26 protein-coding genes are annotated in these 26515 nt (G+C 64.2%); 17 read left to right on the top strand and 9 right to left on the bottom strand.

Features of this window, described 5'->3' with window-relative positions:
* Nucleotides 1-89 precede the first annotated feature (89 nt).
* Nucleotides 90-926 carry a HEPN domain-containing protein gene (locus tag XH96_RS14775; protein ID WP_194393131.1) on the top strand — a complete coding sequence of 279 codons (837 nt, stop codon included), beginning with the start codon at nt 90-92 and terminating at the stop codon, nt 924-926.
* 86 nt (nt 927-1012) lie between these two features.
* Nucleotides 1013-2185, top strand: coding sequence for a M20 aminoacylase family protein (locus XH96_RS14770; RefSeq protein WP_194393130.1), 1173 nt, complete (start codon nt 1013-1015; stop codon nt 2183-2185).
* A gap of 9 nt (nt 2186-2194) precedes the next feature.
* On the opposite strand, the gene XH96_RS14765 is transcribed toward XH96_RS14770, so the two are convergent.
* On the bottom strand, nt 2195-4039 hold the full coding sequence (locus XH96_RS14765) for a caspase family protein (RefSeq protein ID WP_194393129.1): 1845 nt from the start codon (nt 4037-4039) through the stop codon (nt 2195-2197).
* 162 nt (nt 4040-4201) lie between these two features.
* The gene (locus XH96_RS14760; protein WP_194393128.1) at nt 4202-6109 is read right to left on the bottom strand and encodes an acyl-CoA synthetase; all 1908 of its coding nucleotides are present in this window, start codon (nt 6107-6109) and stop codon (nt 4202-4204) included.
* A 228-nt stretch (nt 6110-6337) separates the two neighbouring features.
* Between XH96_RS14760 and XH96_RS14755 the strand changes: the two genes are divergently transcribed.
* The 9 genes from XH96_RS14755 to XH96_RS14715 all read left to right on the top strand — a co-directional run bounded on the left by XH96_RS14755 (nt 6338) and on the right by XH96_RS14715 (nt 13925).
* Nucleotides 6338-7420, top strand: a complete 1083-nt coding sequence (locus XH96_RS14755) for a preprotein translocase subunit SecD (RefSeq protein ID WP_194393127.1) — start codon at nt 6338-6340, stop codon at nt 7418-7420.
* 249 nt (nt 7421-7669) lie between these two features.
* Complete coding sequence (locus XH96_RS14750; RefSeq protein WP_194393126.1) at nt 7670-8476, top strand: Crp/Fnr family transcriptional regulator; 807 nt, start codon at nt 7670-7672, stop codon at nt 8474-8476.
* 109 nt (nt 8477-8585) lie between these two features.
* Entirely contained in the window at nt 8586-9383 is a 798-nt protein-coding gene (gene murI / locus XH96_RS14745; protein ID WP_061882945.1) for a glutamate racemase, read from the top strand.
* 63 nt (nt 9384-9446) lie between these two features.
* Nucleotides 9447-10220, top strand: coding sequence for an HpcH/HpaI aldolase/citrate lyase family protein (locus tag XH96_RS14740; protein WP_194393125.1), 774 nt, complete (start codon nt 9447-9449; stop codon nt 10218-10220).
* A gap of 71 nt (nt 10221-10291) precedes the next feature.
* Complete coding sequence (locus XH96_RS14735) at nt 10292-10429, top strand: hypothetical protein (protein ID WP_194393124.1); 138 nt, start codon at nt 10292-10294, stop codon at nt 10427-10429.
* Between the two features lie 109 nt (nt 10430-10538).
* Nucleotides 10539-11306 (top strand): acyltransferase, encoded by a 768-nt coding sequence (locus tag XH96_RS14730; protein WP_194393123.1) that lies wholly within the window; start codon nt 10539-10541, stop codon nt 11304-11306.
* Nucleotides 11307-11584: 278 nt separating this feature from the next.
* The gene (gene rpsD / locus XH96_RS14725; protein ID WP_028181912.1) at nt 11585-12202 is read left to right on the top strand and encodes a 30S ribosomal protein S4; all 618 of its coding nucleotides are present in this window, start codon (nt 11585-11587) and stop codon (nt 12200-12202) included.
* A 114-nt stretch (nt 12203-12316) separates the two neighbouring features.
* Nucleotides 12317-12544: a hypothetical protein gene (locus XH96_RS14720; protein ID WP_194393122.1), complete on the top strand. Its 228-nt coding sequence runs from the start codon at nt 12317-12319 to the stop codon at nt 12542-12544.
* 313 nt (nt 12545-12857) lie between these two features.
* Nucleotides 12858-13925, top strand: coding sequence for a low specificity L-threonine aldolase (locus tag XH96_RS14715; RefSeq protein ID WP_194393121.1), 1068 nt, complete (start codon nt 12858-12860; stop codon nt 13923-13925).
* Nucleotide 13926: 1 nt separating this feature from the next.
* Here XH96_RS14715 and XH96_RS14710 read toward each other — a convergent pair whose 3' ends face one another.
* The 3 genes from XH96_RS14710 to grxD all read right to left on the bottom strand — a co-directional run bounded on the left by XH96_RS14710 (nt 13927) and on the right by grxD (nt 16198).
* Entirely contained in the window at nt 13927-15186 is a 1260-nt protein-coding gene (locus XH96_RS14710; protein WP_194393120.1) for a serine hydrolase, read from the bottom strand.
* A 112-nt stretch (nt 15187-15298) separates the two neighbouring features.
* Nucleotides 15299-15868 (bottom strand): O-acetyl-ADP-ribose deacetylase, encoded by a 570-nt coding sequence (locus XH96_RS14705; RefSeq protein WP_194393119.1) that lies wholly within the window; start codon nt 15866-15868, stop codon nt 15299-15301.
* A gap of 3 nt (nt 15869-15871) precedes the next feature.
* Complete coding sequence (gene grxD, locus XH96_RS14700; RefSeq protein WP_194393118.1) at nt 15872-16198, bottom strand: Grx4 family monothiol glutaredoxin; 327 nt, start codon at nt 16196-16198, stop codon at nt 15872-15874.
* Nucleotides 16199-16436: 238 nt separating this feature from the next.
* Here grxD and egtB point away from each other — a divergent pair, with 238 nt between their 5' ends.
* Both egtB and egtD read left to right on the top strand, forming a co-directional pair.
* On the top strand, nt 16437-17735 hold the full coding sequence (gene egtB, locus XH96_RS14695) for an ergothioneine biosynthesis protein EgtB (RefSeq protein WP_194393117.1): 1299 nt from the start codon (nt 16437-16439) through the stop codon (nt 17733-17735).
* 48 nt (nt 17736-17783) lie between these two features.
* The gene (egtD, locus tag XH96_RS14690) at nt 17784-18755 is read left to right on the top strand and encodes an L-histidine N(alpha)-methyltransferase (protein WP_194393116.1); all 972 of its coding nucleotides are present in this window, start codon (nt 17784-17786) and stop codon (nt 18753-18755) included.
* Between the two features lie 9 nt (nt 18756-18764).
* On the opposite strand, the gene XH96_RS14685 is transcribed toward egtD, so the two are convergent.
* Both XH96_RS14685 and XH96_RS14680 read right to left on the bottom strand, forming a co-directional pair.
* Nucleotides 18765-19958 (bottom strand): low temperature requirement protein A, encoded by a 1194-nt coding sequence (locus XH96_RS14685; RefSeq protein WP_194393115.1) that lies wholly within the window; start codon nt 19956-19958, stop codon nt 18765-18767.
* A gap of 24 nt (nt 19959-19982) precedes the next feature.
* A complete protein-coding gene (locus tag XH96_RS14680) occupies nt 19983-20219 on the bottom strand; it encodes a BolA/IbaG family iron-sulfur metabolism protein (protein WP_008139419.1) in 237 nt (78 codons plus the stop codon).
* Between the two features lie 202 nt (nt 20220-20421).
* On the opposite strand from XH96_RS14680, the gene XH96_RS14675 reads away from it, so the two are divergent.
* A complete protein-coding gene (locus XH96_RS14675) occupies nt 20422-20781 on the top strand; it encodes a DUF427 domain-containing protein (protein WP_194393114.1) in 360 nt (119 codons plus the stop codon).
* Nucleotides 20782-20897: 116 nt separating this feature from the next.
* Here XH96_RS14675 and XH96_RS14670 read toward each other — a convergent pair whose 3' ends face one another.
* A complete protein-coding gene (locus XH96_RS14670) occupies nt 20898-21071 on the bottom strand; it encodes a DUF1328 domain-containing protein (RefSeq protein WP_061883064.1) in 174 nt (57 codons plus the stop codon).
* A gap of 181 nt (nt 21072-21252) precedes the next feature.
* Here XH96_RS14670 and XH96_RS14665 point away from each other — a divergent pair, with 181 nt between their 5' ends.
* The gene (locus XH96_RS14665; RefSeq protein ID WP_194393113.1) at nt 21253-22440 is read left to right on the top strand and encodes an acyltransferase; all 1188 of its coding nucleotides are present in this window, start codon (nt 21253-21255) and stop codon (nt 22438-22440) included.
* A gap of 156 nt (nt 22441-22596) precedes the next feature.
* On the opposite strand, the gene purL is transcribed toward XH96_RS14665, so the two are convergent.
* The gene (gene purL / locus XH96_RS14660; protein WP_194393112.1) at nt 22597-24807 is read right to left on the bottom strand and encodes a phosphoribosylformylglycinamidine synthase subunit PurL; all 2211 of its coding nucleotides are present in this window, start codon (nt 24805-24807) and stop codon (nt 22597-22599) included.
* A 186-nt stretch (nt 24808-24993) separates the two neighbouring features.
* On the opposite strand from purL, the gene XH96_RS14655 reads away from it, so the two are divergent.
* Together XH96_RS14655 and XH96_RS14650 are read left to right on the top strand one after the other, a co-directional pair.
* Nucleotides 24994-25473: a PaaI family thioesterase gene (locus tag XH96_RS14655; protein WP_194393111.1), complete on the top strand. Its 480-nt coding sequence runs from the start codon at nt 24994-24996 to the stop codon at nt 25471-25473.
* A gap of 76 nt (nt 25474-25549) precedes the next feature.
* Complete coding sequence (locus tag XH96_RS14650; RefSeq protein ID WP_194393110.1) at nt 25550-26512, top strand: DMT family transporter; 963 nt, start codon at nt 25550-25552, stop codon at nt 26510-26512.
* Nucleotides 26513-26515 lie beyond the last annotated feature (3 nt).

Genomic DNA, 26515 nt, shown 5'->3' with positions numbered 1-26515 from the left:
CCGGGTGAGCGCAGCGATACCCCGGGAGATCTCCCGCGAAAGATCCCCGATGTCGCTTCGCTCATCCGGGGTACGGACTGAGGGCATCAATGATCTACTGGTATTGGCGCTACATACCTTGCAGGGGGGTCACGTTAGGTTTTGAAGACCTCGCGATATATCCAGAGGCGGAGCCAATACTTCTCCACATTCAGAGAAGAGATCCTAAGAGATCCATCAAGATCAAGCGAAAGCACGTAGTCGAGGACTTGCAAACTTTTAGGAAGATTGACGACTTAGATTTCGAAATAGCATTGCGTAGCGCAAGCGGAGATGGAATCTTTGATTTCAACCCCGTTCACGTCTTCTCTTTCCTCCTTATGATCAGAACTGCCGGCTGGATATACGCGCCTGCAGTCCTGAACGTCTCAATGCTGGATGAACCAGATTCCGAGGGACCGCACATATACTGTACGCCGTTCGTCGATACCGTCCCCAGTCACTACCAAAATATAACGCTAACGGCTGAGGATGCGGCATGGATCAAAGCTAACATGGCCACGGGACTGCGCTTCACGAAAGAAGCAATCTTCCAAAATGCCATGCAAGCACTCACATCGTACCATTGTGTGCCTTATGCAAACGCGGCCCTCCTTCTCGCTTGGAGCGGCCTCGAGGCGCTATTCAAGACAGACACCGAATTGTCTTTTCGTCTCTGTCTTTACATAGCCAATTTTCTAAAGAGTGGCTCCGACCGATCAGAGCTATTTGAACGCCTAAGACGTAGCTACAATACGCGCTCCAAAGTTACGCACGGGTCCGGGGGGCAATTGACTGATTTACAAGAGACTGCCCATTTCACGCGAGACGTGTTGCGGTCCTGCTTAGCGAAATGCATCGAGCTAGGGCATTTTCCAGAGCCAAAGAAGCTCATCTTCGCAGACTAAGCCGGGCACAGCTCTTGTCTGATTTGCGTGCATTAGGTCTGTTACGCTACGCTGACTCACCCTACGAACACGAACGGACCCCTCGAATGCCCATCGTCAACCGCGTTGCCGCCCTCTCCGACGAAATGGCCGCCTGGCGCCATGACTTCCACGAGAACCCCGAGCTGCTCTACGAAGTCCACCGCACCGCCGGCATCGTCGCGGACAAGCTTCGCGAGTTCGGCTGCGACGAGGTGGTGACGGGCATCGGCCGTACCGGCGTGGTCGGCGTGATCCGCGGCCGCAAGTCGGCCTCCGGCAAGGCCATCGGCCTGCGCGCCGACATGGACGCGCTGCCGATCATGGAGACGTCGGGCGTGCCTTATGCCTCCAAGGTCCCCGGCAAGATGCACGCCTGCGGCCATGACGGCCACACCGCCATGCTGCTGGGCGCCGCCAAATATCTCACGGAGACGCGCAATTTCGACGGCTCGGCCGTGGTGATCTTCCAGCCCGCCGAAGAAGGTGGCGGCGGCGGCAAGGCGATGGTCGAGGACGGGCTGATGACGCGCTGGAACATCCAGGAGGTCTACGGCATGCACAACATGCCGGGCCTGCCCGAGGGTCATTTCGCAACCACGCCCGGCCCGATGCTCGCGTCCTCCGACAACATCCAGATCACCGTGCATGGCAAGGGCGGACACGCCGGCGCAGGCCCGCACAAATCGGTCGACAGCGTGCTGATCGGCTCGCAGATCGTGAATGCGCTGCAATCGATCGTCGCGCGCAACGTCGATCCGCTGAAGTCGGCGGTCATCTCGATCACGCAATTCCATTCCGGCACCGCCTTCAACATCATCCCGGAGGTCGCCGAACTCGGCGGCACCGTGCGCACGCTCGACCCCGAGGTGCGCGATCTCGTCGAGCGCCGCATCGGCGAAGTCGCCGACAGCATCGCCCGCGCCTATGGCGGCTCGGCCGAGACGAAGTACACGCGGATGTATCCGGTGACGATGAACCATGCCCGCGAGGCCGGCCTTGCCGCCGACGTCGCTCGCGACATCGTCGGCACTGAGCGCGTCAACGACAAGTTCATCCCGATGATGGGTGCCGAGGACTTCTCGTTCATGCTGGAAGCACGCCCCGGCGCAATGGTGCTTGTCGGCATGGGCGACGGCAACGAGTGCCACCACCCGGCCTACGTCTTCAACGACAACATCCTCGGCCACGGCGCCTCGTTCTGGGCGCGTCTGGTCGAAACGCGGATGCCGGCGGGTTGACTCTCGTCTTCAGTTGCAGATTTCGGCCGGTATTTTAACCGCGGGATTGGACGGATGATTGGCTGTTCCGAGCCGGCACCCCTTGGCGATCGGCCTGCAACCGGCGCTGTTGCAGATCACCTGCCCCGAAGCCTGCGGCGCTGATGGCGCGCCCTCCGTTTGTTTTCGATCCTGATCACGCCTTCTCGAATCTTCCCGCGTTGCGACCGGCTTCTTCTCCGGGATCTTCTCGCACTCGTTGTCGTCACCGACGCGATAGCCGGCGCGGCAGGTGATCTTCACGCATTGATCGCCGTCGGCCTTGAAGCTGAAATTGCACACCAGCGGACAGACCCGTCCCGGCTTCGCCTTGAGCGCATCGAGTGCGTCAACGCTCGCAAGCTTCACATCGAACTGGGTGCCGGCATATTTGTTGAACAGCGTCAGCGAGCGCTGCGCGGCCGCCGTCCACTCGCCCTCCGCAGTCGACGTGAGGCAGCCGACGCGGCGCAATTCGCTCTGTACGGATTTGGCGAGGTCAGCTGCGGATAACGACGATGTCGGCGCGGGCGAAAGCGCGGCCACTTTCTGGTTCTCGACTTCGGGCAACTGCCGATCGGCCGCCGGCTTTGCAGCCTGCTCCGCTTTCTCGGCAGCCTGCCTTGCGGCAAGCTCGGCCTTGGCCTTTTCCGCCGCCTGCTTCTCGGCCAGCGCTCTCGCAGCCGCCGCCTCTGCCGCCTTGCGCTCGCGTTCGGCCGCTTCGGCCCTCGCCTGCTCGATCTCCTTCTTCTTTTCGGCCGCGATCCGCGCCTCTTCGGCCGCCTTGGCCGCCGCGGCCGCCTTCTCCTGCTCGGCCTTCTGGGCGCGCTCGGCAATCAGCCTCGCCTTTTCCTGCTCGGCCACCCTTGCCTTTTGCTCAGCCGCCGCGCGCGTCTCCTCGGCGCCGATCTTGTTCAGCTGCCCCTTGGCGAGATTGGCGTAGAAGCCGTCGGGATATGCTGCCAGAAACGCTTCCCAGGCGTCGCGCGTCGCAAGTTGGAGCGCGAGCTCATAGTCCCTGCGCACGGCCTCCTGCGGGTTCGCCTGCGGACCGGTCGCAGCCGGCTTGACCGCAACCAAGGGCACATCGTCGCCGCCTAGCGAGCCGTAGACATAGGGCTCCTGCTTGTAGCCGGTCGCCTTGAGCACATCGTCGCGAACGAAGCCGAAGGCCTTGCGCAGATCGAGGCCGGGTTTTGGCAGGTGCTCGACCAGCGCGGTGGCGAACGGGCTGTTTCTGGAATCGCCATCGGACGCCGTCGAGCCGGCTTTTGCCGCAAACGCAATCATCGTGTTCGGGCTGGTCGGCTCGACCTTGGCGAGGCCGCGTCCGATCGCGCGCGAGGCCAGTGTGCGCTTCATCGTCTTCGCGAATGGATTGTCGCGGCATGCATCCAGGATGATCAGGCGCAGCTGCTTGGCCGGCTCGACCGCGAACAATGCCCGCTCGACCGGGATGGTCTCGTCGAGAACGTCGCCGTCAGTCTCCAGCGTAGCGTCGGTCGGAATGAGATAGTTGTTGCCGTCGAGCTCGATGCCGTGGCCAGCGTAATAGATCACCGCCATTTCCGCATCGCGCGTCCTGCCGGCGAACTCGCGCAGCATGCGCCGCATCTCGCTGGCACTGAGATCCAGCCTGACGTCGACGGAATCAAAACCGGCCTTCTTGAACATGCCGCCGACCAAGGTGGCATCGTTGACGGGATTGCCAAGTTTGGGTGCGCTCTTGTAGGCGGAATTGCCGATCACGAGCGCGACTCGCCGGTCGGCATGCGCCGGTCCGCAGGCAAAGCCCACCGCCAATATTAACAAAACAAATAGCCGAAACGGAATCACTTGCGCCCCCCCGGATGCAATTCCATGAGACTATTCGGAAGCATCGCCGATTGCTAACTCTACTTATGTGACGCCAGTCACATAGAGCTCTCGAAGGCGTTATGGATAACGTGGCGAAGCGTCGCCTCCTGTCCAACTCGGTGGGCAGATCTTTGAGGGGCGCTACGCCTGCACTACCTCGTGCCGCATCACGAACGGTGCGAGCAGCTTGTGCACCTCGTTCGCGACGGCCTCGCGCTGATCCTCCGAAACACCGGCGAGCGTCACGGTCGCGATCGAGCCGTGGCTGCCATGGGCGCCGACCCTCACCTTGCAATCTATGCCGCGCTCGACCAGCGGCGCCAGCACCTTGGTGAACACGCGCTGCGCCGCGTCCCAGCGCAGCTGCGGCTTGAACACCTTTCCGACGCCGGTCACCGGCATCGGATCGATCGGGATGACCTGGACCGGGACGGCGGCGCGCTCCGGCGTACGTTCGCGCACCCAGGATTCCAGCTCGCCCGGCTCGACCTTTGCGCCCGGCTTCAGCTGCACATACCCCACCGGCAGCTCGCCGGCATAGGCATCGGGCTGGCCAACCACCGCGGCGAAGCCGACCGCGGGGTGGCGGAACATGATCTCCTCGATCGGTGCCGGATCGATGTTGTGGCCGCCGCGGATCACGAGGTCCTTGGCGCGGCCGGTGATCCAGAGATAGCCGTCGGCATCGAGCCGGCCGAGATCGCCGGAATTGACCCACACCTCGTCGACGAAGGCGCCCCTGTTGTGCTCGTCGTTGAGATAGCCCCCGAACACGCCGGGACCTGCCATGATGACGACGCCGATCTCGTCCGGCTTGCAGTCGCGGATCAGGCGTCCCTCAGCATCGAGCTGCACGATGCGCACGCGCGCATAAGGCATGGGAAGGCCGACCGAGCCGAGCCGGATCGGCCGCGACGGATAGGCCAGCGTGTGCACGCTCGAGGTCTCGGTCATGCCGTAGACCTCGACCACCGGCAGCTTCAGTTTCTCCTGAATCGCCGATCCCACCGCGACCGGAATCGCCGAGCCGCCACCCGCCGCATATTTCAGGCTCGAGATATCCGCGTTGCCCGGCGGCACCGCGAGCGTGGCGGCAAGCACCGTCGGCACGCTCGACAGCGCTTCGGGCTTGAAACGCTCGGCGAGCTGCCAGATGTTCTTCACCGCATTCGGGTTGCGCCAGCCGCTCGGCGACAGCACGACCAGCGAACCGCCGCTCGACAGCGTCGTCAGCACCTGTGTCAGCGATCCCCCGACATGAAACAGCGGCATGCCGAACAGCAGATTGGCGCCGGGCTTCCCCTTCAGCAGCAGATTGAGTGCCCAGGCCTGATAGACCTGGTTGGCATGGGTGTGCCGCACCAGCTTCGGCGTGCCCGTGGTGCCGCCGGTGTGGAAATAAGCGGCGATGTCCGCGCCCGAAATCTGGCGTCCGCTGACGAGCCGGTCCGACGGCTGCTGCTTGATCAGGTCGCTGAAGGCAAAGATGCCTTTCGCCGGATCGCCGCCGCCGAACACCTGCACCACGGCCTTCAGATTCTTGAGCTGCGGGCGGATCTGCTCGACCTTCTGCCAGATGTCGGTGCCCGGCATCGGTCCGAGCGCCACCAGGATCCTGGTGTTCGCGGCCTCCAGGATCTCGGCGATCTGGTGTGGCTCGAGCAGCGGGTTGACGGGATTGGCGATGCCGGCGGCCTCCGCGCCGAACAGCGTGACGAAGGCATCGGGCACCAGCGGCAACATGAAGCTGATGACGTCGCCCTTCTCGGCGCCGAGCGCGTGAAACATGTTGGCGGCCTGCGTGACACGCGCGATGAAGTCGCGATAGGTGACGACCAGCGGCGTGTCGGCGGGATCGGCGTTTTGCAGGAACTGGATCGCCGCCCCGTCGGGATTGCGCGCCGCACCTAGCCTGATCGCATCATAGGTGCTCTCGGCCGCGACGCGGTCAGCGTAAGGGATCTGCTCGAACGAGCGGACGTCCTCGTCCGTCAAAAGATCCGGATAGTCGTTGCCGATGAACCGATCGAGCGCGTGGATGCCCGCCATGAAATTCCGTCCTCCCTCAGATGCATGTCCCCGCCCCCGTATCTTCTGACATCTTGGTTGGGCGAGGCCCCGGCCGATCGCCGGCCGAGCGCGGACAGAATGATGGATGATTGAGCGTTCGTCCATTGCCTAGCGGATGTGGCGCTTGAACCTCTGCGGCTGATGCGGGGACCAAGAACTGGCACTGAATTCGCTCGCCAGCGTCCTGCCGCAAGACTTGAGGTGATCATGACGACGCCCCTGCGGAATCGCATCACGCGGCTGATCGCCGCGTTCGCGACGGTATTCGCAATCGCTCTGCCCTCTGCCACTCTCGGCGCGGACACCCAGTTCGACAAGATGCGGGCCAAAATCGCAGCCTTCGTCGCCGACAAGATGGAGAAGCTGGGCGGGTCCCGCATCGTCTACAAGGTAGACACTGACGGCTTGCGGGCGGCGGCCGTCACGGATCTGCGCGACGACGTCTACAAGACCCTGCGCGAGGGCCGGATCGCCTTCTCCGGCCTTGCGATCCGCGACGGCGGCGTCGACGTGAAGATCGCGGACGCGAAGGGTCGCGAACAGCTCACGCGCAAACTCGGGTCGGCGGCCGAGGGACTGCCGGCGCATGCGTTCACCGTGACTGATGGCGGAGACGGTCTGATCAGGCTTGCACCGACCGATGCCGCATCCGCCGAGCGGCTGCGCGACCTCGTCGAAGATTCCGTCGCCATGATCGAGCAGCGCCTCAAGGACGCCGGCGTCAAGCTTGCCAGCGTTCAAGTCGATGGGCCGGACCGCATCCGCATCTTCCTGCCCGGCGTGATGGAGGCCGAGCATGTCACCGCGATCTTCGCCAGGAAGGTCAAGGTCGGATTCCGCCTGATCGATCTCTCGATGTCCGCGGAGCAGGCGCAATCCGGCGCGCCTCCGGCAGGCACCGAAGTCCTGCTCGGCTTCAAGGACAGGCTTCCCTATCTCGTCGCCAGGGACAGCGCGCTCGAGGGCGACGACATCAGCTATGCCGGCCCGGGATTTACGAGCGACACGAAGGAGCCGATCGCCTCGTTCCGCTTCAACGGCCGCGGCACACGGCGCTTCGCCCACATCACCGCAGAGAACGTCGGGAAGCCCTTTGCCATCGTGCTCGACGACAAGGTGATCTCCGCTCCCGTGATCCGCGAGCCCATCACCGGCGGCTCGGGGCAGATCGCCGGCAACTTCACCCTGGAAGAGGCCAACAGCGTCGCGATGCTGCTGCGCGCCGGCTCGCTGCCGGGGCGCCTCGGCCTTGTCGAGCAGCAGGTCGTGCAGCCCGCCACCAAGCCTTAAGCGTCGCGCCACGCCCCGGCCGCACCGGCATCCCGGCCGGTCCGCGACGCCGCAGCCCGCACGGCCGCCCCGAATCACGGCCGCGCCGTGGCCGCCCGGGCAACCAAGGGGCAATTGCCGAAACGCCCGACCACGCTAAAATTTGCCTCTTGCAGCATGACGGCCGGAAGCGTCATTCAAGCGGTCGTCATTCGATTTCGGCTATACGGGTGCCGACCAGGATTGAAGGCCTTACGCGAGGACCAGATCATGCCGTCCGGCAGCGCAGACATTTCGTCGATCCTCGACCGCATTCTCGATGCGGCAACCGACAACCTCAGGATCGCCAAGATCCTGGTCCAGATGGGCCTCGACCCCGACAACGTCACCTACGACGCGATCTTCAACCGCCTGCTGGAGATCTTCGTCCATAACATCACGCTGGCCAATCTGTTCGCCGCGGTGGGCGCCGGGTTCTTCGTTGCCACGCTCCTGATGCGGACCATGGTGCCCCTGCGCGTCGCCAACATGATCGGCTGCGGGTTCTTCGCCGTGTTCGGCGCGCTCTCCGCCAACGTTGCGACATTCCTCCTCTATCTTCTCCTGCTTCCGATCAACGCCTTGCGCCTGCGGCAGATGCTCAAGCTGGTCAAGAAAGCGCGCCATGCCGCCGAAGGCGACATGTCGATCGAATGGCTGAAGCCGTTCATGACCGAGCGCAAATATCGCCGCGGCGACACGCTGTTCAAGCTGGGCGACCCGGCCAAGGAGATGCTGCTCACGGTCACCGGCAAGTTCCTGGTCAAGGAGATCAACGTCGAGATCGGGCCGGGCGCGCTGATGGGCGAGCTCGGCTTCCTGACGCCGGACAACCGCCGCACCGGAACGATCGAATGCATCGAGGACGGACAGGTGCTGACGATCACCTATGACCGGCTGCTCGAGATCTACTTCCAGGATCCGCAGTTCGGCTATTACTTCCTGGTGCTGACCAGCCAGCGCCTCTTGCAAAACATCGACCGCTTGCAGAAGCAGCTGGCAACGGAGCGCGCGGCGACGACGAACAGGATCGCGTGACCGCCCCGCGGGCAACGTGGCGTCGCCCTCCGTCCGGGACTTTGCGGGGCCCCCGCCGCAAAATCGCCCTAAAAACCGAATGGTAACCATGACGGGCTAGGGTATCGGCGTGACCAATTCTGAAACCATCCTGGTGTTCGATTCCGGCCTTGGCGGGCTCACGGTGCTCCGTGAGGTCGTGGCCGCGCGCCCGGGTGCGCATTACGTCTATGTCGCCGACGACGCCTTCTTCCCCTATGGGCACCATGACGAGGCTGAGATCATCGCCCGCGTGGTGCCGCTGATGGGCGAGTTGATCGGCACGCATGATCCCGACCTCGTCGTCATCGCCTGCAACACGGCCTCTACCCTGGTCCTTTCTCACTTGCGCGCCGCGTATTCCGTGCCCTTCGTCGGCACGGTGCCGGCGATCAAGCCGGCCTGCGCGCAGTCGAGAACCCGCCGCGTCTCGGTGCTCGGCACCAAGGGAACGGTGAAGCGGGAATACACCAAGGCGCTGATCCGCGATTTCGCGCAAGGCTGCGAGGTGACGCTGGTCGGCTCGCCCGAGCTTGCGTCGCTGGCCGAAGCCGAGCTCCGCGGCGCACCGGTCAGCGACGAGGCCCTCGCCGCCGAACTCGCGCCCTGCTTCGTCGGCGATCCCGCCGACGCGACATCGCGCACCGACACGGTGGTGCTCGCCTGCACGCATTATCCGCTGCTGCTCGATCGGCTGAGGCGGCTCGCACCCTGGCCGGTCGACTGGATCGATCCGGCCCCGGCGATCGCCCGCCGCGTCTCCGATCTGCTTGGCCCGCGGATCGGCGCACTCGCGCAGTCGGGCGCTGAGATGATCTTCACATCGAACCGCGCACACGGCCTGTCGGCCACGCTGACGCCGTTCTTCGGCGGGCGCGCGCTGGCCTGACTTTGCGCGGCAACGAGCCGCTGCTAGGCTCCGCCGTCGTCATCTTTCCCGCAGGCCATTTCCATGTCGGTCCCGTCCACGCCGCTCAGCCGCCTCCGCCAATTGTGGCGCGAGGGCCGCCCCGCCTTCGGCGCCATCGCGACGATCCCAAGCGTGCAGACCGTGCAGATCATGGCGCGCTCGCTCGACTGGATCATCGTCGATCTCGAACACGGCCCGATCGGATTGACCGAAGCGCATGCGATGATCGCCGCAACGACCGGCACGCCCTGCACCCCCTTGGTGCGGATCGCGGCGAACGAGCCCTGGCTTGCCAAGGCACCGATGGACATCGGCGCCTTCGGCATCAACTTCCCCATGATCGCCAATCGCGCAGAGGCTGAGAAAGCGGTTCGCAGCGTGCGCTACCCGCCACGCGGAGACCGGCTCTGGGGTCCGTTCCACGCCCCGTTCCGTTGGGGCCAGTCGATGCCGGACTACATGGCGAGCGCCGACGACGAGATGATCTGCATGATCACCATCGAGCATGTCGACGCGGTCAACCGCATCGACGAGATCATGGCGACGCCGGGCATCGACGTCGCCGTCATTGGCCCCGGCGACCTCGCCACCTCCATCAACAAGCGCGGCCAGATGGACGATCCGGAGTTGCTCGAACTGATCGCGCGCGCCGAGGCCGGCATCCTCAGAAGCGGCGTGCCGATCGGGGGCGTGGCCCGCACCGCCGACCAGGCCAACGCTCTGATCGACCGCGGCTACCGCGCGATCGCGCTCGGCTTCGACTGGTCGCTGTTCCAGCGTGGCATCATGGCGGCGCTCGAGGGCATCAAGCGCTGAATCGCCGCACCGCGTGTGGCCGACCTTGCCGGGAACCGCGGCGCTGCTGGGTCCGCGGTCCAGAGCGAAACATGCTGAAGAAGACCTTTCTCGCGCAATCCTTGGCCAGCCTTGCCTCAACAGGCACTGCCTTTGGCAATAATGAATTGAAAACATTGGTAATTTTCTTGATCGACAGGGCCGAGCCTCTGGCTTCACCGGCGCCCTGAAAGCGGCGAACCCAAAGGTCCCAAGCCGGTTGGTTCATGCTAGAGCACGGGACGAGCGACGACCCGCTCGTTGCACATATTTTAATCTTATCCCAGGAATTGTAGAGCGATGCGCGGGACGCCCAAGACCATTTCGCTGCGGCGCCGCCTGATTTGCGACCTCATGCACGCCTCGATGGGCGTGCCCTTCGTTTCGCTCTCCCGTTCGCTCAATATCCGCCCCCTGCTGGAGGCCCGCGCAGGCGCAACGGCACCCGCCGGCTGGGCCGCGATATTCGTCAAAGCCTTTGCCCTGGTTGCCCGAGACGAGCCGGTCCTGCGCACCGTCTACGCCAAATGGCCTTGGCCGACCCTCTATGAGCTGCCGAAGAGCGTGGCGCTTGTGGCGATCGCCCGGGTCGAGGCCGGCGAGGAATGCGTGATGCCGCAGCGAATCACAGCCCCAGAGGCCCTGTCGCTGGCGGCGATCGATGCCGAGATCCGACGCGGCAAGACAGCACCGATCGCTGACGTCCCCATGTTCCGCAAGATCATGCGGACGACCCAGCTGCCGTTGCCGCTCCGGCGGCTGTCGTGGGCCATCGGTCTGAATTTCGGCCGCGAGCGGGGCAATTGGTTCGGCAGCTTCGGGGTGAGCTCGGTGGCCGCCTATGGCGGCGGCGAGCTCCACCCCATCACGCCCGGCCCCTATATCGTCAGCTATGGGCGCGTCGAGCCCGACCAGACCATCCATGTCGTGATCCGCTGGGACCACCGGGTCACCGACGCCGCCCCGATTGCCCGGGCCCTGACCCGGCTGGAGCAGGTCCTCAACATTGAAATCGCTGCCGAATTGCGGGCAGCCGGCTCCAAGCCGATCCGGGCGGTCGGGACCTGAACGCGCGGCGGTCATCCCGGGGCGGTACGCCGCACCGAACCCGGATCTCGAGATTCCGGTTTCGCCTGCGGGCGCCCGGGAATGACCGCTAAAGAATTGACAGCCAGCCCCAAACTCCCCTAAAAGCCGCCTGCTCGCGGGCCGATTTCGGCCCGCGAAGCGTTTCGCGACCCGTGGTCAAATCCCTTAAGCTTTGGGGATCGGACCTGTCGGTGCCGGGATCATCCCGTCACACAGGAGGGCGCGTTTCCTCAAACCATGCAACCAAAGAGGACGCGATGACTAAGCGCAGTGAGGCGAAGTACAAGATCGATCGCCGTATGGGCCAGAACATCTGGGGCCGCCCGAAGAGCCCCGTGAACCGCCGCGAATATGGCCCCGGCCAGCACGGCCAGCGCCGCAAGGGCAAGCTCTCCGACTTCGGCGTGCAGCTGCGCGCCAAGCAGAAGCTGAAGGGCTATTACGCCAACATCTCCGAGCGTCAGTTCCACGGCATCTATGTCGAGGCGAGCCGCCTCAAGGGTGACACCGGCGAGAACCTGATCGGCCTCCTGGAGCGTCGTCTCGACGCGGTCGTGTACCGCGCCAAGTTCGTCTCCACGATCTTCGCTGCCCGCCAGTTCATCAACCACGGCCACGTCAAGGTGAACGGCCGCAAGGTCAACATATCGAGCTATCAGCTCAAGGTCGGCGACGTGGTCGAGGTCAAGGAAGCCTCCAAGCAGCTCGCGCACGTGCTCGAAGCCAGCCAATTGCCCGAGCGCGACACGCCCGACTATCTCGAAGTCGATCACGGCAAGATGACGGCGAAGTACATCCGCATCCCCAACCTCTCCGACGTGCCGTTCCCGGTGCAGATGGAGCCGCATCTGGTGGTCGAATTCTATTCGCGCTGATCATTCGGCAGATCGAACGTTCAAAGGCCCCGGTTTCCGGGGCCTTTTTGTTTGAGCCGGCCATTCCCATGTCTCAGGCCATCTGTGCTATGATTTCGCATCGCGGAGTTGAGCATGACTCGTCTTCTGGAAGAGGCCTTCAGCAAAGTCTCCGGCCTGCCCGATTCGGAGCAGGATGAGCTGGCGCGAGCCCTGCTTGAACTCGCGGGCGTCGAGCAGCCTCCGCTCCAGCTAACGGCAGCAGAAGAGGTCGATCTCGCCGAGGCTGAAGCTGAAATCGCTCGCGGCGAACTGGCTGGCCCCGACGAAGTCCGCGCGATGTGGGCCAAGCACGGGCTGTGAAAGTCCGTTACACGAAGCGGGCTCTCGCCCAGATCGACCAAATTCTGACTTACATCGAGACACGCTCGCCCCAGGGAGCGGGCCACGTACGCGACCGCACTATCGCGCCGATCGCTCTCATTCAGGATCATCCTTATGCAGGGCGGTAAACCACTCGTGCATACGTCCGTCGCTTGCCCGTGAACCCTTATCCTTATCTGATCGATTATCGTGTGACCGAGGTAGAAATCGCTATTATGCGGTTTCGCCACGCCGCCCGGCGTCCACCCAGAACTCGCTGATCGCGAGTGAGTACCATTCGAGGAGCAAGTTGATGCTCTACACCCCTCCCCCCATCGATCCCAAGGCGCCACCTGTCCGCATCAATCTGCTGTCGGATACGCAGACCAGGCCGACGGCCGCGATGCGCGAGGCGATGGCGCGGGCGGAGGTCGGGGACGAGCAGGTCGGCGACGATCCGACCGTCAATGCGCTGTGCGAGCGTGTTGCCGAGCTGCTCGGCAAGGAAGCCGCGGTCTACATGCCCTCCGGCACGATGTGCAACGTCACCGCGACGCTGGTGCATTGCCGTCCCGGCGACGAGATCCTCGCCCATGAGACCGCACACATCATCGCGCGCGAGGGCGGCGCGCACGCGGCGATCGGCGGCTTCCAGGTCACGCAGCTCAAGGGCCCCGACGGCCAGTTCACGCCGGAGACGTTCCGGAAAGCCCTGCATCCGCGCACGCGCTACCAGCCGCCGCAGACCGTCGTCAGCGTCGAGCAGACCGCCAATATCGGCGGCGGCACGATCTGGAAGAAGACCGCGCTCGACGAGATCGTCGCGATCGCCAGGCAACACGGCCTCGTCACCCATATGGACGGCGCACGCCTGCTCAACGCCACCGTGGCCAGCGGCATCTCGCCGCGCGACATGACCGCGGGCTGGGATTCGGCCTGGATCGACTTCTCCAAGGGCCTCGGCGCGCCGATCGGCGGCGTGCTCGCGGGTTCGCGCGCGTTCATCGATGCGGTGTGGCAGTGGAAGCAGCGCCTCGGCGGCTCGATGCGGCAGGCTGGAATCTGCGCGGCGGCCTGCATCTACGCGCTCGACCATCACGTCGACCGCCTGGCCGACGACCACGCCAATGCGCGGGCGCTCGCCCGCGGACTGTCGCAGATCGCAGGAATCGAGGTGCAGGAGCCCGAGACCAACCTCGTGTTCTTCAAGCCCGATGGCGCCGGCATTCCCGGCGACAAGATGGTCACCGCGCTCCGTCAGCGCGGCGTGACGCTTGCGATGATGGACGGCCGCATCCGCGCCTGCACCCATCTCGACGTCAATGCGAGCCAGATCGAGGAAACGATCGGATACGTGCGCGAGATCGTGCGCGGCGCCTGAATCAGCGCCCCATCGCCTGATAGATCAGCGTCTTCAGCTCGAGTTGAATCCGGCCGCGCTGCGACGGCGTCTGCGCCATGAATATCCCGAACAGATCGTCTTCGGGATCGATGAAGAAGAACGTGCCGGCAACTCCGTCCCAGCGATATTCGCCGAGTGGCCAAGAGGTGCCCGGCGGCACCGAGGTGCGCATCGCAAAGCCGAGGCCGAAGCCCGAGCTTTCTCCCGGGTAGTACATCCGGTCGCGTACGATCTTCGTCTCGGGTCCGATGTGGTCCGAAACCATCAGCGCAATGGTCTCGGGCTTCAGATAGCGACGGCCCTCATAAGTGCCGCCATTCAGCAGCATCTGCGCGAAGCGGGCGTAGTCGCCGATCGTGCCGACCATGCCGGCGCCGGATTCCCATCTCACGGGCCGCCTGATGTCGCGGACTGCAGTCGTCGGGCTGATGCTGCGGTCCTCCGGCATCGGCTCGGCGATACGTGCAAACCTGGCGGGATCGGCAACGTAGAACGCAGTCTCGGTCATGCCGAGCGGGTCGAGCAGCCGCTCCTTCTCGAACTGGAGCAGCGTCTTGCCCGAGACCACCTCAACGACGCGGCCGAGCACGTCGGTGGCGAAACCGTAGGTCCACACCGTGCCAGGCTGCTCGGCGAGCGGCAACGTGGCGAGCTTCGCGACAAACCCGGCATTGGAAAGATCGCTGTTGAAGAGGTCGGCCGCAGCATGGACCTCGCGCACCAGTCCACCGCCACGAAAGCCGTAAGGCAGCCCCGCGGTGTGGCGCAAGAGGTCCTTGATCGTGATCGGACGCTGCTGCGGCTCCAGCATCAGCGAAACCTTGCCGTCCGCTGCTTTCCTTTCGATGCCCACCTTCATGCCGGCAAAGGCCGGAATGTATTTGGACACGGGATCGTCGAGCGAAAGCCTGCCTTCCTCGACCAGCATCATCGCCACGACGGATGTGATCGGCTTCGACATCGAATAGAGGCGGAAGATCGTATCCGCGCTCATCGATATCTGGGTGCCGACATCGCGAACGCCGAAATTCTCGTAGTAGACCGGCTTGCCGTATTGCTGGAGCAGCAGGATAGCGCCGGGGATCTTGCCGGCGGCAACCTCGTTCCGGATGTAGTCGGAAACCTTCGCCAGCCCTTCCGTGGAGAGCGTGCGGGCAGCGCGTCCCTCGGCGCCGGCCTTCGCACCGACGACGGCAACGAGAAGAACGAGCCCCGCGATGAACGCGCGGCGTCCACGCATGTCATTTCTCCATGGCTTCATAAACCGACTGCTTCAATGTTCGCTGCATGCGCTGGCGCTCGGCCGGGATCTGCTTCAGGAGGACGAGGAAACTTTTCCTGCCTCGGATCGATCACGAAACAGCACCGGCGATTTTGCCGGGGCCGCCGTGTCGCGCAAGCGCTTCGGCATGGAGTTCGGCGCCAGGCTGGGCGAAGCAGCAGAACACCACGTACGCAACGGACGGCGCAGCAGCGAGCGCTTGGATCGTGGTGCGCACGGCGATATCGGCCGCCCGGTCGGCAGGAAAGCGGAAAATGCCGGTCGAAATCGCGGGAAATGCCACCGATGTCAGTTCGTGCCGACCGCACAGCTCCATCGATCGGCGATAACAGGAGGCGAGCAGATCGTCCTCGCCGAGCGTGCCGCCATTCCATACCGGACCGACGGTATGGATCACATGTGCGGCCTTGAGCCGATAACCCCTGGTGATCTTCGCGTCACCCGTCTTGCAGCCGTGGAGCATGCGGCATTCGGCGACGAGCTCGGGCCCGGCCGCCCGATGGATCGCACCGTCCACGCCGCCCCCTCCAAGGAGCGACGTGTTGGCGGCGTTGACGATGGCGTCGACGCCGAGTGTCGTGATGTCGGCAACGATGACCTCAAGCCTGGCGCCGCCGATCCGGCACATCAGGACGGTCACGTATCAGGCCGCGACGACGACGCCCTTCTCGGAGAAGAGCTGCTGCAATTCGCCGGCCTGGAACATCTCGCGGACGATGTCGCAACCGCCGACGAACTCGCCCTTCACATAGAGCTGCGGAATGGTCGGCCAGTTGGAGAAGGTCTTGATGCCGTTGCGCAGCTCGGCGGATTCGAGGACGTTGAGGCCCTTATAGCCGACGCCGAGATGATCGAGGATCTGGACGACCTGGCCGGAGAAACCGCACTGCGGAAATTGCGGCGTGCCCTTCATGAACAGAACCACGTCGTTCGACTTCACTTCGTTGGCGATGAATTCCTCGATGCTCATATCCATGTCCTTCTAGGCCGAGCCCTCACCAATCTTTTCGGGCCGGCTCGACCGATTTAACCCGATACCTACCCATATATGTAGCCCAAACCGTTGTGCATCCAAAGTAAAATGGCGGCGACGGGCCCCCTGGCGACAGTGCGGAGCCCAACAGGTCCATAGGCTGATGACATCAATATCATCGCCGGAGAGGACTTTCATACCGTAACAGAGCCCCTATCTAGGACGAACCCTGTTTGTGGAACCGGGTCGCGCGAACAACGTTCTCTTGTCCTGTCTGGAGAAAAACGTGACGAAACAAGCCTCAGCTACGGCCGCCCCCCAGCTTTCGTCACCGTCCTCCCATCCGGACGACCTCGCCCAGCGGCTGGAATCGGCGTTTCTCACCGTCCGCAATGAGACCGAACGGCGGGCGGCGCCGCTGTCACCGGAGGACCAGCAGATCCAGTCTATGCCCGATGCCAGCCCGACCAAATGGCACCGGGCCCATACCACATGGTTCTGGGAGCAATTCCTGCTCGGCGAGCACGCTGCGGGCTACCGGCCCTTCCACCCCGATTTCGCGTTCCTGTTCAATTCCTATTACGTCAGCGCCGGCCCGCGACACGCCCGCAATCATCGCGGCGACATCACCCGGCCGAGCGCCGACCAGGTCGGCGCCTATCGCAAATACGTCGATGCCGCCGTCGTCAAATTCTTCCGCGAGGCTCGCGAGGACAAGCTCCGCGCAATCGCGTCGCTGGTCGAGGTGGGCCTCAATCATGAGCAGCAGCATCAGGAGCTGATGTTCACCGACATCCTGCATGCCTTTGCGCAGAACCCGATCTATCCGGCCTACGATCCGGACTGGCGCTTCCCGGCCGCAACGCGCAACGGCGAGGATTGGCCGGCGCTCAACGAAGGCATCCACACCGTCGGCCATGTCGACGACAGCTTCCATTTCGACAATGAGAAGCCCGCCCACCGCGCCCTCGTCGGTCCGGTCAAGCTCGCCCGCAATCTGGTCACCAATGCCGAGTGGCTCGCCTTCATGCAGGCTGGCGGCTATCGGACGGCAACTCTGTGGCTGATGGACGGCTTTGCCGCGGCCAGCAAGGAAGACTGGCAGGCCCCGGGCTACTGGCGCGAGATCGACGGCCAATGGCACGTGATGACGCTGGCCGGCCTCAAGCCGGTCGATCCGGACGCGCCCGTCTGCCACATCAGCTACTATGAGGCCGACGCCTTCGCGCGCTGGTCCGGAAAACACCTGCCGACCGAGATGGAATGGGAGGTCGCGGCCCGCGCCGGCCAGCTCAACGACGCCTTCGGCATCGCCTGGCAATGGACCCGCAGCTCCTATTCACCCTATCCCGGTTACCGCGCCGTCGAAGGCGCGCTCGGCGAGTACAACGGCAAGTTCATGGTCAACCAGCTGGTGCTGCGCGGCTCCTCGCTCGCAACTCCGCAAGGCCACAGCCGTATCACCTATCGCAACTTCTTCTATCCGCACCATCGCTGGCAGTTCACCGGACTGCGGCTCGCCGATTACGACTAAATTTTCCGACGATCAATGCGCGCCGGACAGCGCGTTCAGGAGAGTATCATGAATGTGCACGCCAGCGCTTTGGCCGAAGCCCATCTTCCCGACGAGCAGACCACCGCCTTTGCCCGCGAGGCCATCGAGGACCTCTCGCAGCAGCCGAAAAAACTGTCGCCGAAATATTTCTATGACGCGACGGGATCGGAGCTGTTCGAGGCCATCACGCGCCTGCCGGAATATTATCCGACGCGCACAGAGCTTGCGATCCTGAGAGAGCGCGGGGGCGAGATCGCAAGCATCATTCCGGAGCACGCGGCGCTCGTCGAGTTCGGCGCCGGCGCGACCACGAAGGTCCGCCTGCTGCTCGATCATTGCAGGTTCGCGGCCTATGTCCCCGTCGATATTTCCGGCGACTTCCTGAAGGCGCAGGCGAACGGGCTGAAGCGCGACTTCCCGACGCTCGGCATCTATCCGGTCGCCGCCGACTTCACCACGCCGTTCGAGCTGCCCAAGCAGGTCGCATCCATGCCGAAGGTCGGCTTCTTCCCGGGTTCGACCATCGGCAATTTCGAACCGCAAGAGGCCCAGGCCTTCCTGAGGAGCGCCCGCAAGATTCTCGGCAAGGGCGCGCAGATGATCATCGGCGCCGATCTCGAGAAGGACGAGCGGATCCTCTTTGACGCCTACAACGACGCCGCCGGCGTCACCGCGCGCTTCAACCTGAATGTGCTGGTGCGCATCAATCGCGAGCTCGGCGGCAATTTCGATCTCTCCGCCTTCACCCATCGCGCGATCTACAATCGCGAGCGGCACCGGATCGAGATGCATCTGATCAGCAAGAAGAGCCAGACCGTGCGTCTGCTCGGCACCAGCTTCTCGTTCCGCCCCGGCGAGAGCATCCACACCGAGAACAGCTACAAATACAGCATCGAGCGTTTCGCCGCGCTGGCGCAGGGCGCGGGCTGGCGCGTCCGCGAGAGCTGGACGGACGCGGCGAACATGTTCTCGGTGCACGCGCTCGAGGTGGCGGAGTAGCGCCGGGGCTCAATGCTCCGCCGCTTCTTCCGGCTCTGATCCCAGCGACACCGACTCCCAAACCGCCACGACGATCATGATCATCGTGGTGGCGACCGACAGCCACAGCGGCGAGAGGTCCGCCGCAAACCAGCTCACCGCCAGCAGCAGGATGATGCCGATCCCGTGAGAGAGCTGGAGGAAGCCGCGGATCGCGTACTTGAAAAGGATGGTGCCGACCAGGAACACCAGGGGCCCGCCGATCGTGCTCACGATGGTGCGGGTGTCGGAATGGCCGGTCGGATGCTTCAACACCAGTTCGTCCGAGACCGCGGTCAGGATGATGCCGGCCACGATCGGCGTGTGCAGATAGGTGTAGGCGAGCCGGGCCAGGCGGCCGGATTCGGCGGATTTCGAGATGCGCTCGGCTCCGGCCTCCGCGCCCTTGTGAAAATAGATCCACCACATCGCGATGGCGCCGACCAGCGCCGAGACGAAGGCCAGGATGTTGTTCGCGGTCCACTCGAGCTCGGCGAAGGTGGCGCCGTTGACGACGATGGCTTCGCCGAGTGCTATGATGACGAACAGCGCGCAGCGCTCGGCCATGTGGCCGCCTTCGACGGCCCACGCCTCGACCGAGGAAAACCCGAGCTTCGGGACCCAGAAGCGTGCCGCCGGCGAGATGTATTCCCAGATCACGGCCGCGATCCACAGCGATAGCCGCGTATCTCCCTCGGACAGGCCGCCTGCGATCCACAGGACCGCGGAGATCGACAACCAGGTCAGGATGCGGATCGCGTTGTGCCGCACGGCCGTGCGATGTCGCGGCGTTGCGAGCAGCCAGAATGCGGTACGTCCGACCTGCATGGTCGCGTAGGCAATCGCGAACCACAGGCCGCGCCCCTCGAACGCGGTCGGGATCGTGGTCGACAGCACGAGGCCGCCCAGCATCATCAAAAAGATCAGGAGGCGGACCGGCGTCAGCTCGGGATTGAGCCAGTTGGTGACCCAGGCGGTGTAGACCCACACCCACCACACCGCGAGAAACAGCACCGCGACGTGCACCGCGCCGAGGGGCGTGAAATGATGCAGCAGCGAGTGCGAGATTTGCGTGACGGCAAAGACGAAGACGAGGTCGAAGAACAGCTCGACAAAGGTGACGCGGCTGTGCTGGCTCGGCACGATAACGCGAAACATCGCGCCGCGAGGGTTGTCCGCAGCCATCATCGCCCCCGTGGCACGATCAGGTCAGGTGCCGGGCACGCCGGTTTGCAGCGCCAGCGCGTGCAGGACGCCCCCCATCTGGCCCTGCAGGGACTGGTAGACGATCTGGTGCTGCTGGACGCGCGACTTGCCGCGGAAGGATTCCGAGATCACGGTCGCGGCATAGTGGTCGCCGTCGCCGGCGAGGTCACGGATGGTCACCTCGGCATCGGGGATCGCAGCCTTGATCATCGCCTCGATATCGTGGGCATCCATGGGCATTCGGGTCTCGCTCCTTCTGGTCCAAGCGTTTTCTGGTCCAAGCGTTCGAATCGCTGCCGGGGTCCCGCTCGCCGGCAAGCGCAAACTTAGCGTGAACGGCCTTCTCCGTCACGCCTTCCGGCACTATATCCGTGATCCCATCAGGATAAAGGCACGACAAAGTGCCGCGCGCGGCAGATTGATCGAAAAGGCGTGAAAAATCATGAAGCTTCCAGGGCCCGACCACCCCATCACCATCACCCCAAATCCCCGGCGCGTCCGGGTGACCGCGGGCGACATCGTCATCGCCGAGACCAGCAAGGCGCTGACCCTGAAGGAAGCCAAATACCCGGCGGTGCAATATGTGCCACGAGAGGACACCAACATGGCCCTGCTGGAGCGCACCGACCGTGTCACCCACTGCCCGTACAAGGGGGATGCGAGCTATTTCACCGTCAAGGCCGACGGCAAGATGTTGGACAACGCAATCTGGACTTATGAGGCGCCCTTCCCCGCCATGACCGAGATTGCCGGCCATCTCGCCTTCTATCCGGACAAGGTTAAGATCGAAGAAGTGGGGTAGCGCGCTCCATACGCCGCCGTCATCGCCGGGGCTTCTTCCCGGCCTTCCTGGACGCAATCGATGGATGCCCGGGTCAAGGCCGCTGTCATGACTGAGCGTGCGGGGCGGCGGCCCCGCTAAGCCCGGAAGATCGTGAGGCCCAGTATCAGCAGGACGAGGAAGATCACGACGAAGACGTAGAACAGGAAGCGGGCGATATCGGCGGAGGCGGCCGAAATGTCGGTGAAGCCGAGCACGCCGGCCACGATCGATACAAGCAGGAAGATCAACGCCCATTTCAGGATCGTCATGGCCAGCTCCGAACTGCCGCGTCTCACGGCCTACGCTGTTTTTCGGCGAACGCTAACATCGCTGCGAGGAACTGGTTCCCAAAGGTAATCGGGGGCGACCTACCACACAAACTGCCCTTGCTGAATCGAGTTCCCGGCGGCAGAGTCCAGCCGGGATCAGGAACGCGATCAGGGCGGCACGATGACGATGTCACATTCAGCGACGATCGGCGCAGAGGTGCATGCCGCGCCGCAGAGCAAGGTGCGCAACTTGGCGATTGATCGCGCCCGCACCTTCCTGACTCTGGTGGTGCTGCTGCATCACGCGGTGATCCCCTATACTTATTTCGGTCATACCGATCCGACCTATTTCTTCGGCTTCGACATGATCGTGCTCGCCACCGACAGTTTCTTCATGGCGATGTTCTTCTTCCTGTCGGGACTGTTCGCCTGGTCTAGCATCGCCCGGAAGGGACCGCTGAACTACTTGCAGGATCGCCTGCTTCGGCTCGCGCTGCCATTCGTGATCTGCGCTTTCACGGTCATTCCGGTCGCCTATTACGCCATCTCACTGCGGCACCATCCCGAGATCGGCTTTTCGGAATACTATTGGAATATGATCACGAAGGGCCCGTGGCCGAGCGGGCCGATCTGGTTTCTCTGGGTCTTGCTCGGCTTCGACCTGATTGCCTGCCTGCTGTACCGGCTGTCGCCCAATCTGCTCGATCCGATCAATCGGCTCTCGCTGCACGGCCGCCGCCGGCCCGCGGTGTTCTTCGCAGTGATGCTTGCCGTCACCGCTGCCTTTTACGTTCCCGGGCTGGTTCGCTACGGGCATAGCAGTTGGTTCGAGTTCGGGCCGTTCTCGGTCCAGCAAGGGCGTGTGATGCTCTACGCGACCTACTTCCTTTTCGGTGCCGGCATCGGCGTTGCGCAAATGGATCGCGGGCTGCTCGCTGTCGACGGCCGCATGGCAAAGGTCAGCTGGGACTGGATGGTACTGGCGATCGTTCCGTATTGCCTCTTGTGGGTGCTGATCTTCATCAAGCGCGAAATACTGGGCAATCCGTCGCCGTTGCCGGACTGGTATGAAGCGCTCTATGCCATCTGCTTCACTGTCTTCAGCGTGGCCATCATGTTTCTGATCCTGGCCTTTTTCCAGAGGTTCAAGCAATCAGGCTCAGCCAAGCTGCTCGATCCAATGCAGGGCGACGCGTTCGGCATGTTCCTGGTGCACTATCCATTCGCACTGTGGCTGCAATACTGGCTGTTCGACTACGACCTGCCGGCGATCGTCAAGGCCACGATCGGCTTTGTACTGACAGTCGCGGCGAGCTGGGCGCTCACGCGAGCGTTGCGGCAGATCCCGGGCGCCTCGCGCGTATTGTGAGGCATGGCCTCTCCACTCGTCATTGCGAGGAGCCCTTGCGACGAAGCAATCCAGACTGCCTCGGCGGAGGGGTCCTGGATTGCTTCGCGGAGCCTGTCATCGGGCCGCACTTCGCGCGGACCCGTCGGCTCGCAATGACAGCGTGTGTCGCAGCGCCTACGCCGCCTTGCCGCCCATATATTCCGGTAGCCACCGCTCGAACGATGCCCGCAGCGTGTCGATCGACACCGGCGCTTCGCCGGCAATCGCGATCGCATCGCCCCCGGTGGTGCCGATCCGCACGCACGGCACTTCGCAGCCACGCATCTTGGCGAGCACGCGGCCGGCTTCCGCTTCCGGCACGGTGACGAGATAGCGCGCCTGGTCCTCGCCGAACCAATAGGCCTGCGGCACCAGCGCGGTCGGCGCCGCGAGCAGTTTTGCGCCGATCCCGCCCGCCATTGCCATCTCGGCCAGCGCGATCAGGAGGCCGCCGTCGGAGAGGTCGTGCACGGCAGTCGCGGTGCCCGCATGGATCATGCCGCGCACACAATCGCCGTTGCGCTTCTCGGCGGCGAGATCCACCGGCGGCGGCGCGCCCTCCTCGCGACCGCAGATGTCGCGCAGGTACACGGACTGGCCGAGCCAGCCATGGGTCTCGCCGATCAACAGGATCGCCTCGCCCTCGGCCTTGAAGGCGAGCGAAGCTGACTTGGTGAAATCGTCGAGCAGGCCGACGCCGCCGATCGAGGGCGTCGGCAGGATCGCGCGGCCGTTGGTCTCGTTGTAGAGCGAGACGTTGCCGGACACGACCGGGAAGTCGAGCGTGCGGCAGGCTTCCGAGATGCCCTTCAGGCAGCCGACGAACTGACCCATGATCTCGGGCCTTTCAGGATTGCCGAAGTTGAGATTGTCGGTGATCGCGAGCGGCTTGCCGCCGACCGCGGTGATGTTGCGCCAGGCTTCCGCCACCGCCTGCTTGCCGCCCTCGAACGGGTCGGCCTCGCAATAGCGCGGCGTGACGTCGACGGTCAGCGCGAGGCCCTTCGGCCCGTCCTCAACGCGCACCACGGCGGCATCGCCGCCGGGGCGCTGCATGGTGTTGCCGAGGATGACGTGGTCGTACTGCTCCCACACCCAGCGCTTGCTGCACATGTCGGGCGTGCCGATCAGCTTCTCCAGTGCGGCACCGAGACCCATCGGCGCCGGCACGTCGCGGGCGTGCACGACCGGCAGCGCGGTGGAGGGGACATGCGGGCGGTCATAGACCGGCGCCTCGTCGCCAAGCTCCTTGATCGGCAGATCGGCCATCACGTCGCCGCCATGCTTGACCACGAAGCGCTTGCTCGGCGTGGTGTAGCCGACGACGGCGAAGTCGAGCCCCCATTTCTTGAAGATCGCCTCGGCTTCCTTTTCCTTCTCGGGCTTGAGCACCATGAGCATGCGCTCCTGGCTCTCCGAGAGCATCATCTCATAGGCGCTCATGCCGGTCTCGCGGGTCGGCACTGCATCGAGATCGAGGTCGACGCCGAGATCGCCCTTGGCGCCCATCTCGACCGCCGAGCAGGTCAGGCCCGCCGCGCCCATGTCCTGGATCGCGATGACGCAGCCCTTCTCCATGATCTCGAGGCAGGCTTCCAGCAGCAGCTTTTCGGCGAAGGGATCGCCGACCTGCACGGTCGGGCGCTTCTCCTCGGACTTGTCGTCGAATTCGGCCGAGGCCATCGAGGCGCCGTGGATGCCGTCGCGCCCGGTCTTGGAGCCCAGATAGACGATCGGCATGTTCACGCCGGAGGCGGCTGCATAGAAAATCTTGTCGGCATCGGCGAGGCCCACCGCCATCGCGTTGACGAGGATGTTGCCGTCATAGCGGGTGTGGAAGCGCACCTGCCCGCCGACCGTCGGCACGCCGAAGGAATTGCCGTAGCCGCCGACCCCCGCCACGACGCCGGACACGAGATGCCGCGTCTTCGGGTGCTCGGGCGCGCCGAAGCTCAGTGCATTGAGGCAGGCGATCGGGCGCGCGCCCATGGTGAAGACGTCACGCAGGATGCCGCCGACGCCGGTGGTCGCACCCTGGTACGGCTCGATATAGCTCGGGTGGTTGTGGCTCTCCATCTTGAAAACCACGGCCTGTCCGTCGCCGATGTCGATCACGCCGGCGTTCTCGCCGGGGCCCTGGATCACCCAGGGCGCCTTGGTCGGCAGGCCGCGCAAATGGATGCGCGAGGACTTGTACGAGCAGTGCTCGTTCCACATCGCAGAGAAGATGCCGAGCTCGGTGAAGGTCGGCTCCCGCCCGATCAGCTTCAGGATGCGCTCGTACTCGTCGGGCTTGAGCCCGTGGGCGGCAACCAGTTCGGGGGTGATCTTGGGTTCATTCTTCATGGATTCGAGGCTTTCGGCGGCGGTTTGGCCGTTCTAGGAACATCGGACGGCTTCGAAAAGCCCTTTATGGCGCATTTTCCCGCTGTCCCACGTTTTGCGCCGGGGCGACCGCGGGAACGGGAATTGCACGGCGCGGTCGGATCGGATTTAAGGGCTCAAGACCCGCAATTGAAGGCCTGATTTCCTTTGCACGAATTGACCAAAGCACCCCCGCCCCGCCGCCCCGACCTCCACGTCGCCACCGAGGGCGAATTTGTAGGCTGGCGGACCTGGATTCGCGACAGTTTCGAGTCCCATGTCGGCCCGTTCTGGCACCGGATCGAGGCGGACGGCAGCGTCCGCAGCGCCTTCCGGGTCGAGAAAAAGCACCTCAACGGCTCCGGGAACGTCCATGGCGGCTGCTTCATGGCCTTTGCCGACTACTCCCTGTTTGCGATCGCCACCCATGTCCTCGACAGCCGGGCGGTGACGACCAACTTCGCCTGCGAATTCCTCGACGCGGCACGCGAGGGCGAGCTGATCGAATGCACCGGCGAGGTCACCCGCGCCGGCGGCTCGCTGATCTTCCTGCGCGGCAAGATGACGTCCGGGACGCGCGTGCTGCTCACCTTTTCCGGCACGATCAAGCGGATGAAGCGGAAGGCGCTCCCTCAGCCAAACGCATAGCTCGGCGGCTTCCCTTTTCGCGCGCCCTCGCCCAGACTTCCCGGCAAGCGCGTTCGCGCCGGGGAGCAAGCAAAAGGTGCCGCAGAGCACATCGGAGGCGGGTCGCACGGCGGCGGCCGCATCAACGCCGTTGCCGTCCATCGCCACCGGGGTACGCAACTGGCGCGACTATGCGCTGCTGCTCGCGCTTGCCTGCTGCTGGAGCTCGACCTATCCGCTGACCAAGCTGGCGCTTCCCACCATCCCGCCCATCACCTTCATCTCGGCACGCTCACTGATCGCGGCCGCCTTCCTGTTCGCGATCCTGTGGATGCGCGGCGTCAAGCTGCCGACCGACGTGAAGGCGTGGAAGCTATTCGCGACCCAGCAGCTAATCAACTCGACCTTCCCGTTCCTGATCATCACCTGGTCGCAGCAATACGTGCCGGCCTCAAACACGGTGGTGCTGGCTTCGACGACGCCGATCTTCGCCTTCCTGATCACCTCGCTGATCACGCGGCACGAGCCGGCGACGCTGCTCAAGCTCGCTGGCGCGATCCTGGGATTGGCCGGCACCGTCGCGATCGTCGGGCTCGATGCTTTGCATGGCCTTGGCAGCGAGATCGTAGCGGAGATCGCGATCCTGCTCGCCACCATTTCCTTTGCCTGCGCGACCATCTTCGGCCTCCGTCTCTCCGAGTACGATCCGATGGTGGTGGCAACCGGCTCGCTGCTGTTCGGCGGCCTCGTGCTGCTGCCGCCCGCGCTGATCATCGACCAGCCCTGGACGCTGCGCCCGACGCCGACGGCGATCGTCGCCACCATCGTCATGGGCATCGTCTCCAGCGCATTGGGCCTGATGCTGTTCTACGTCTGCCTCGGCCGGCTCGGCACGCTGACGACGAACGCGCAAGGCTATTTGCGCATCCCGATCGGCGTGGGTCTGTCGGTCCTGCTGCTCGGCGAGAGCGTGCCGTCGAACCTCGCGCTGGGGCTACTGCTGGTCATGGCAGGCGTTGCGGCGATGACGGTGCCGGCGGAAAGGCTGAAGCTGCGGTAGCTG

This window comes from Bradyrhizobium sp. CCBAU 51765, from assembly GCF_015291725.1.
Taxonomy (GTDB): domain Bacteria; phylum Pseudomonadota; class Alphaproteobacteria; order Rhizobiales; family Xanthobacteraceae; genus Bradyrhizobium; species Bradyrhizobium liaoningense.
The sequence above is the reverse complement of the archived record's forward strand: the minus strand, read 5'-3'. Positions and strand labels throughout refer to the sequence as shown.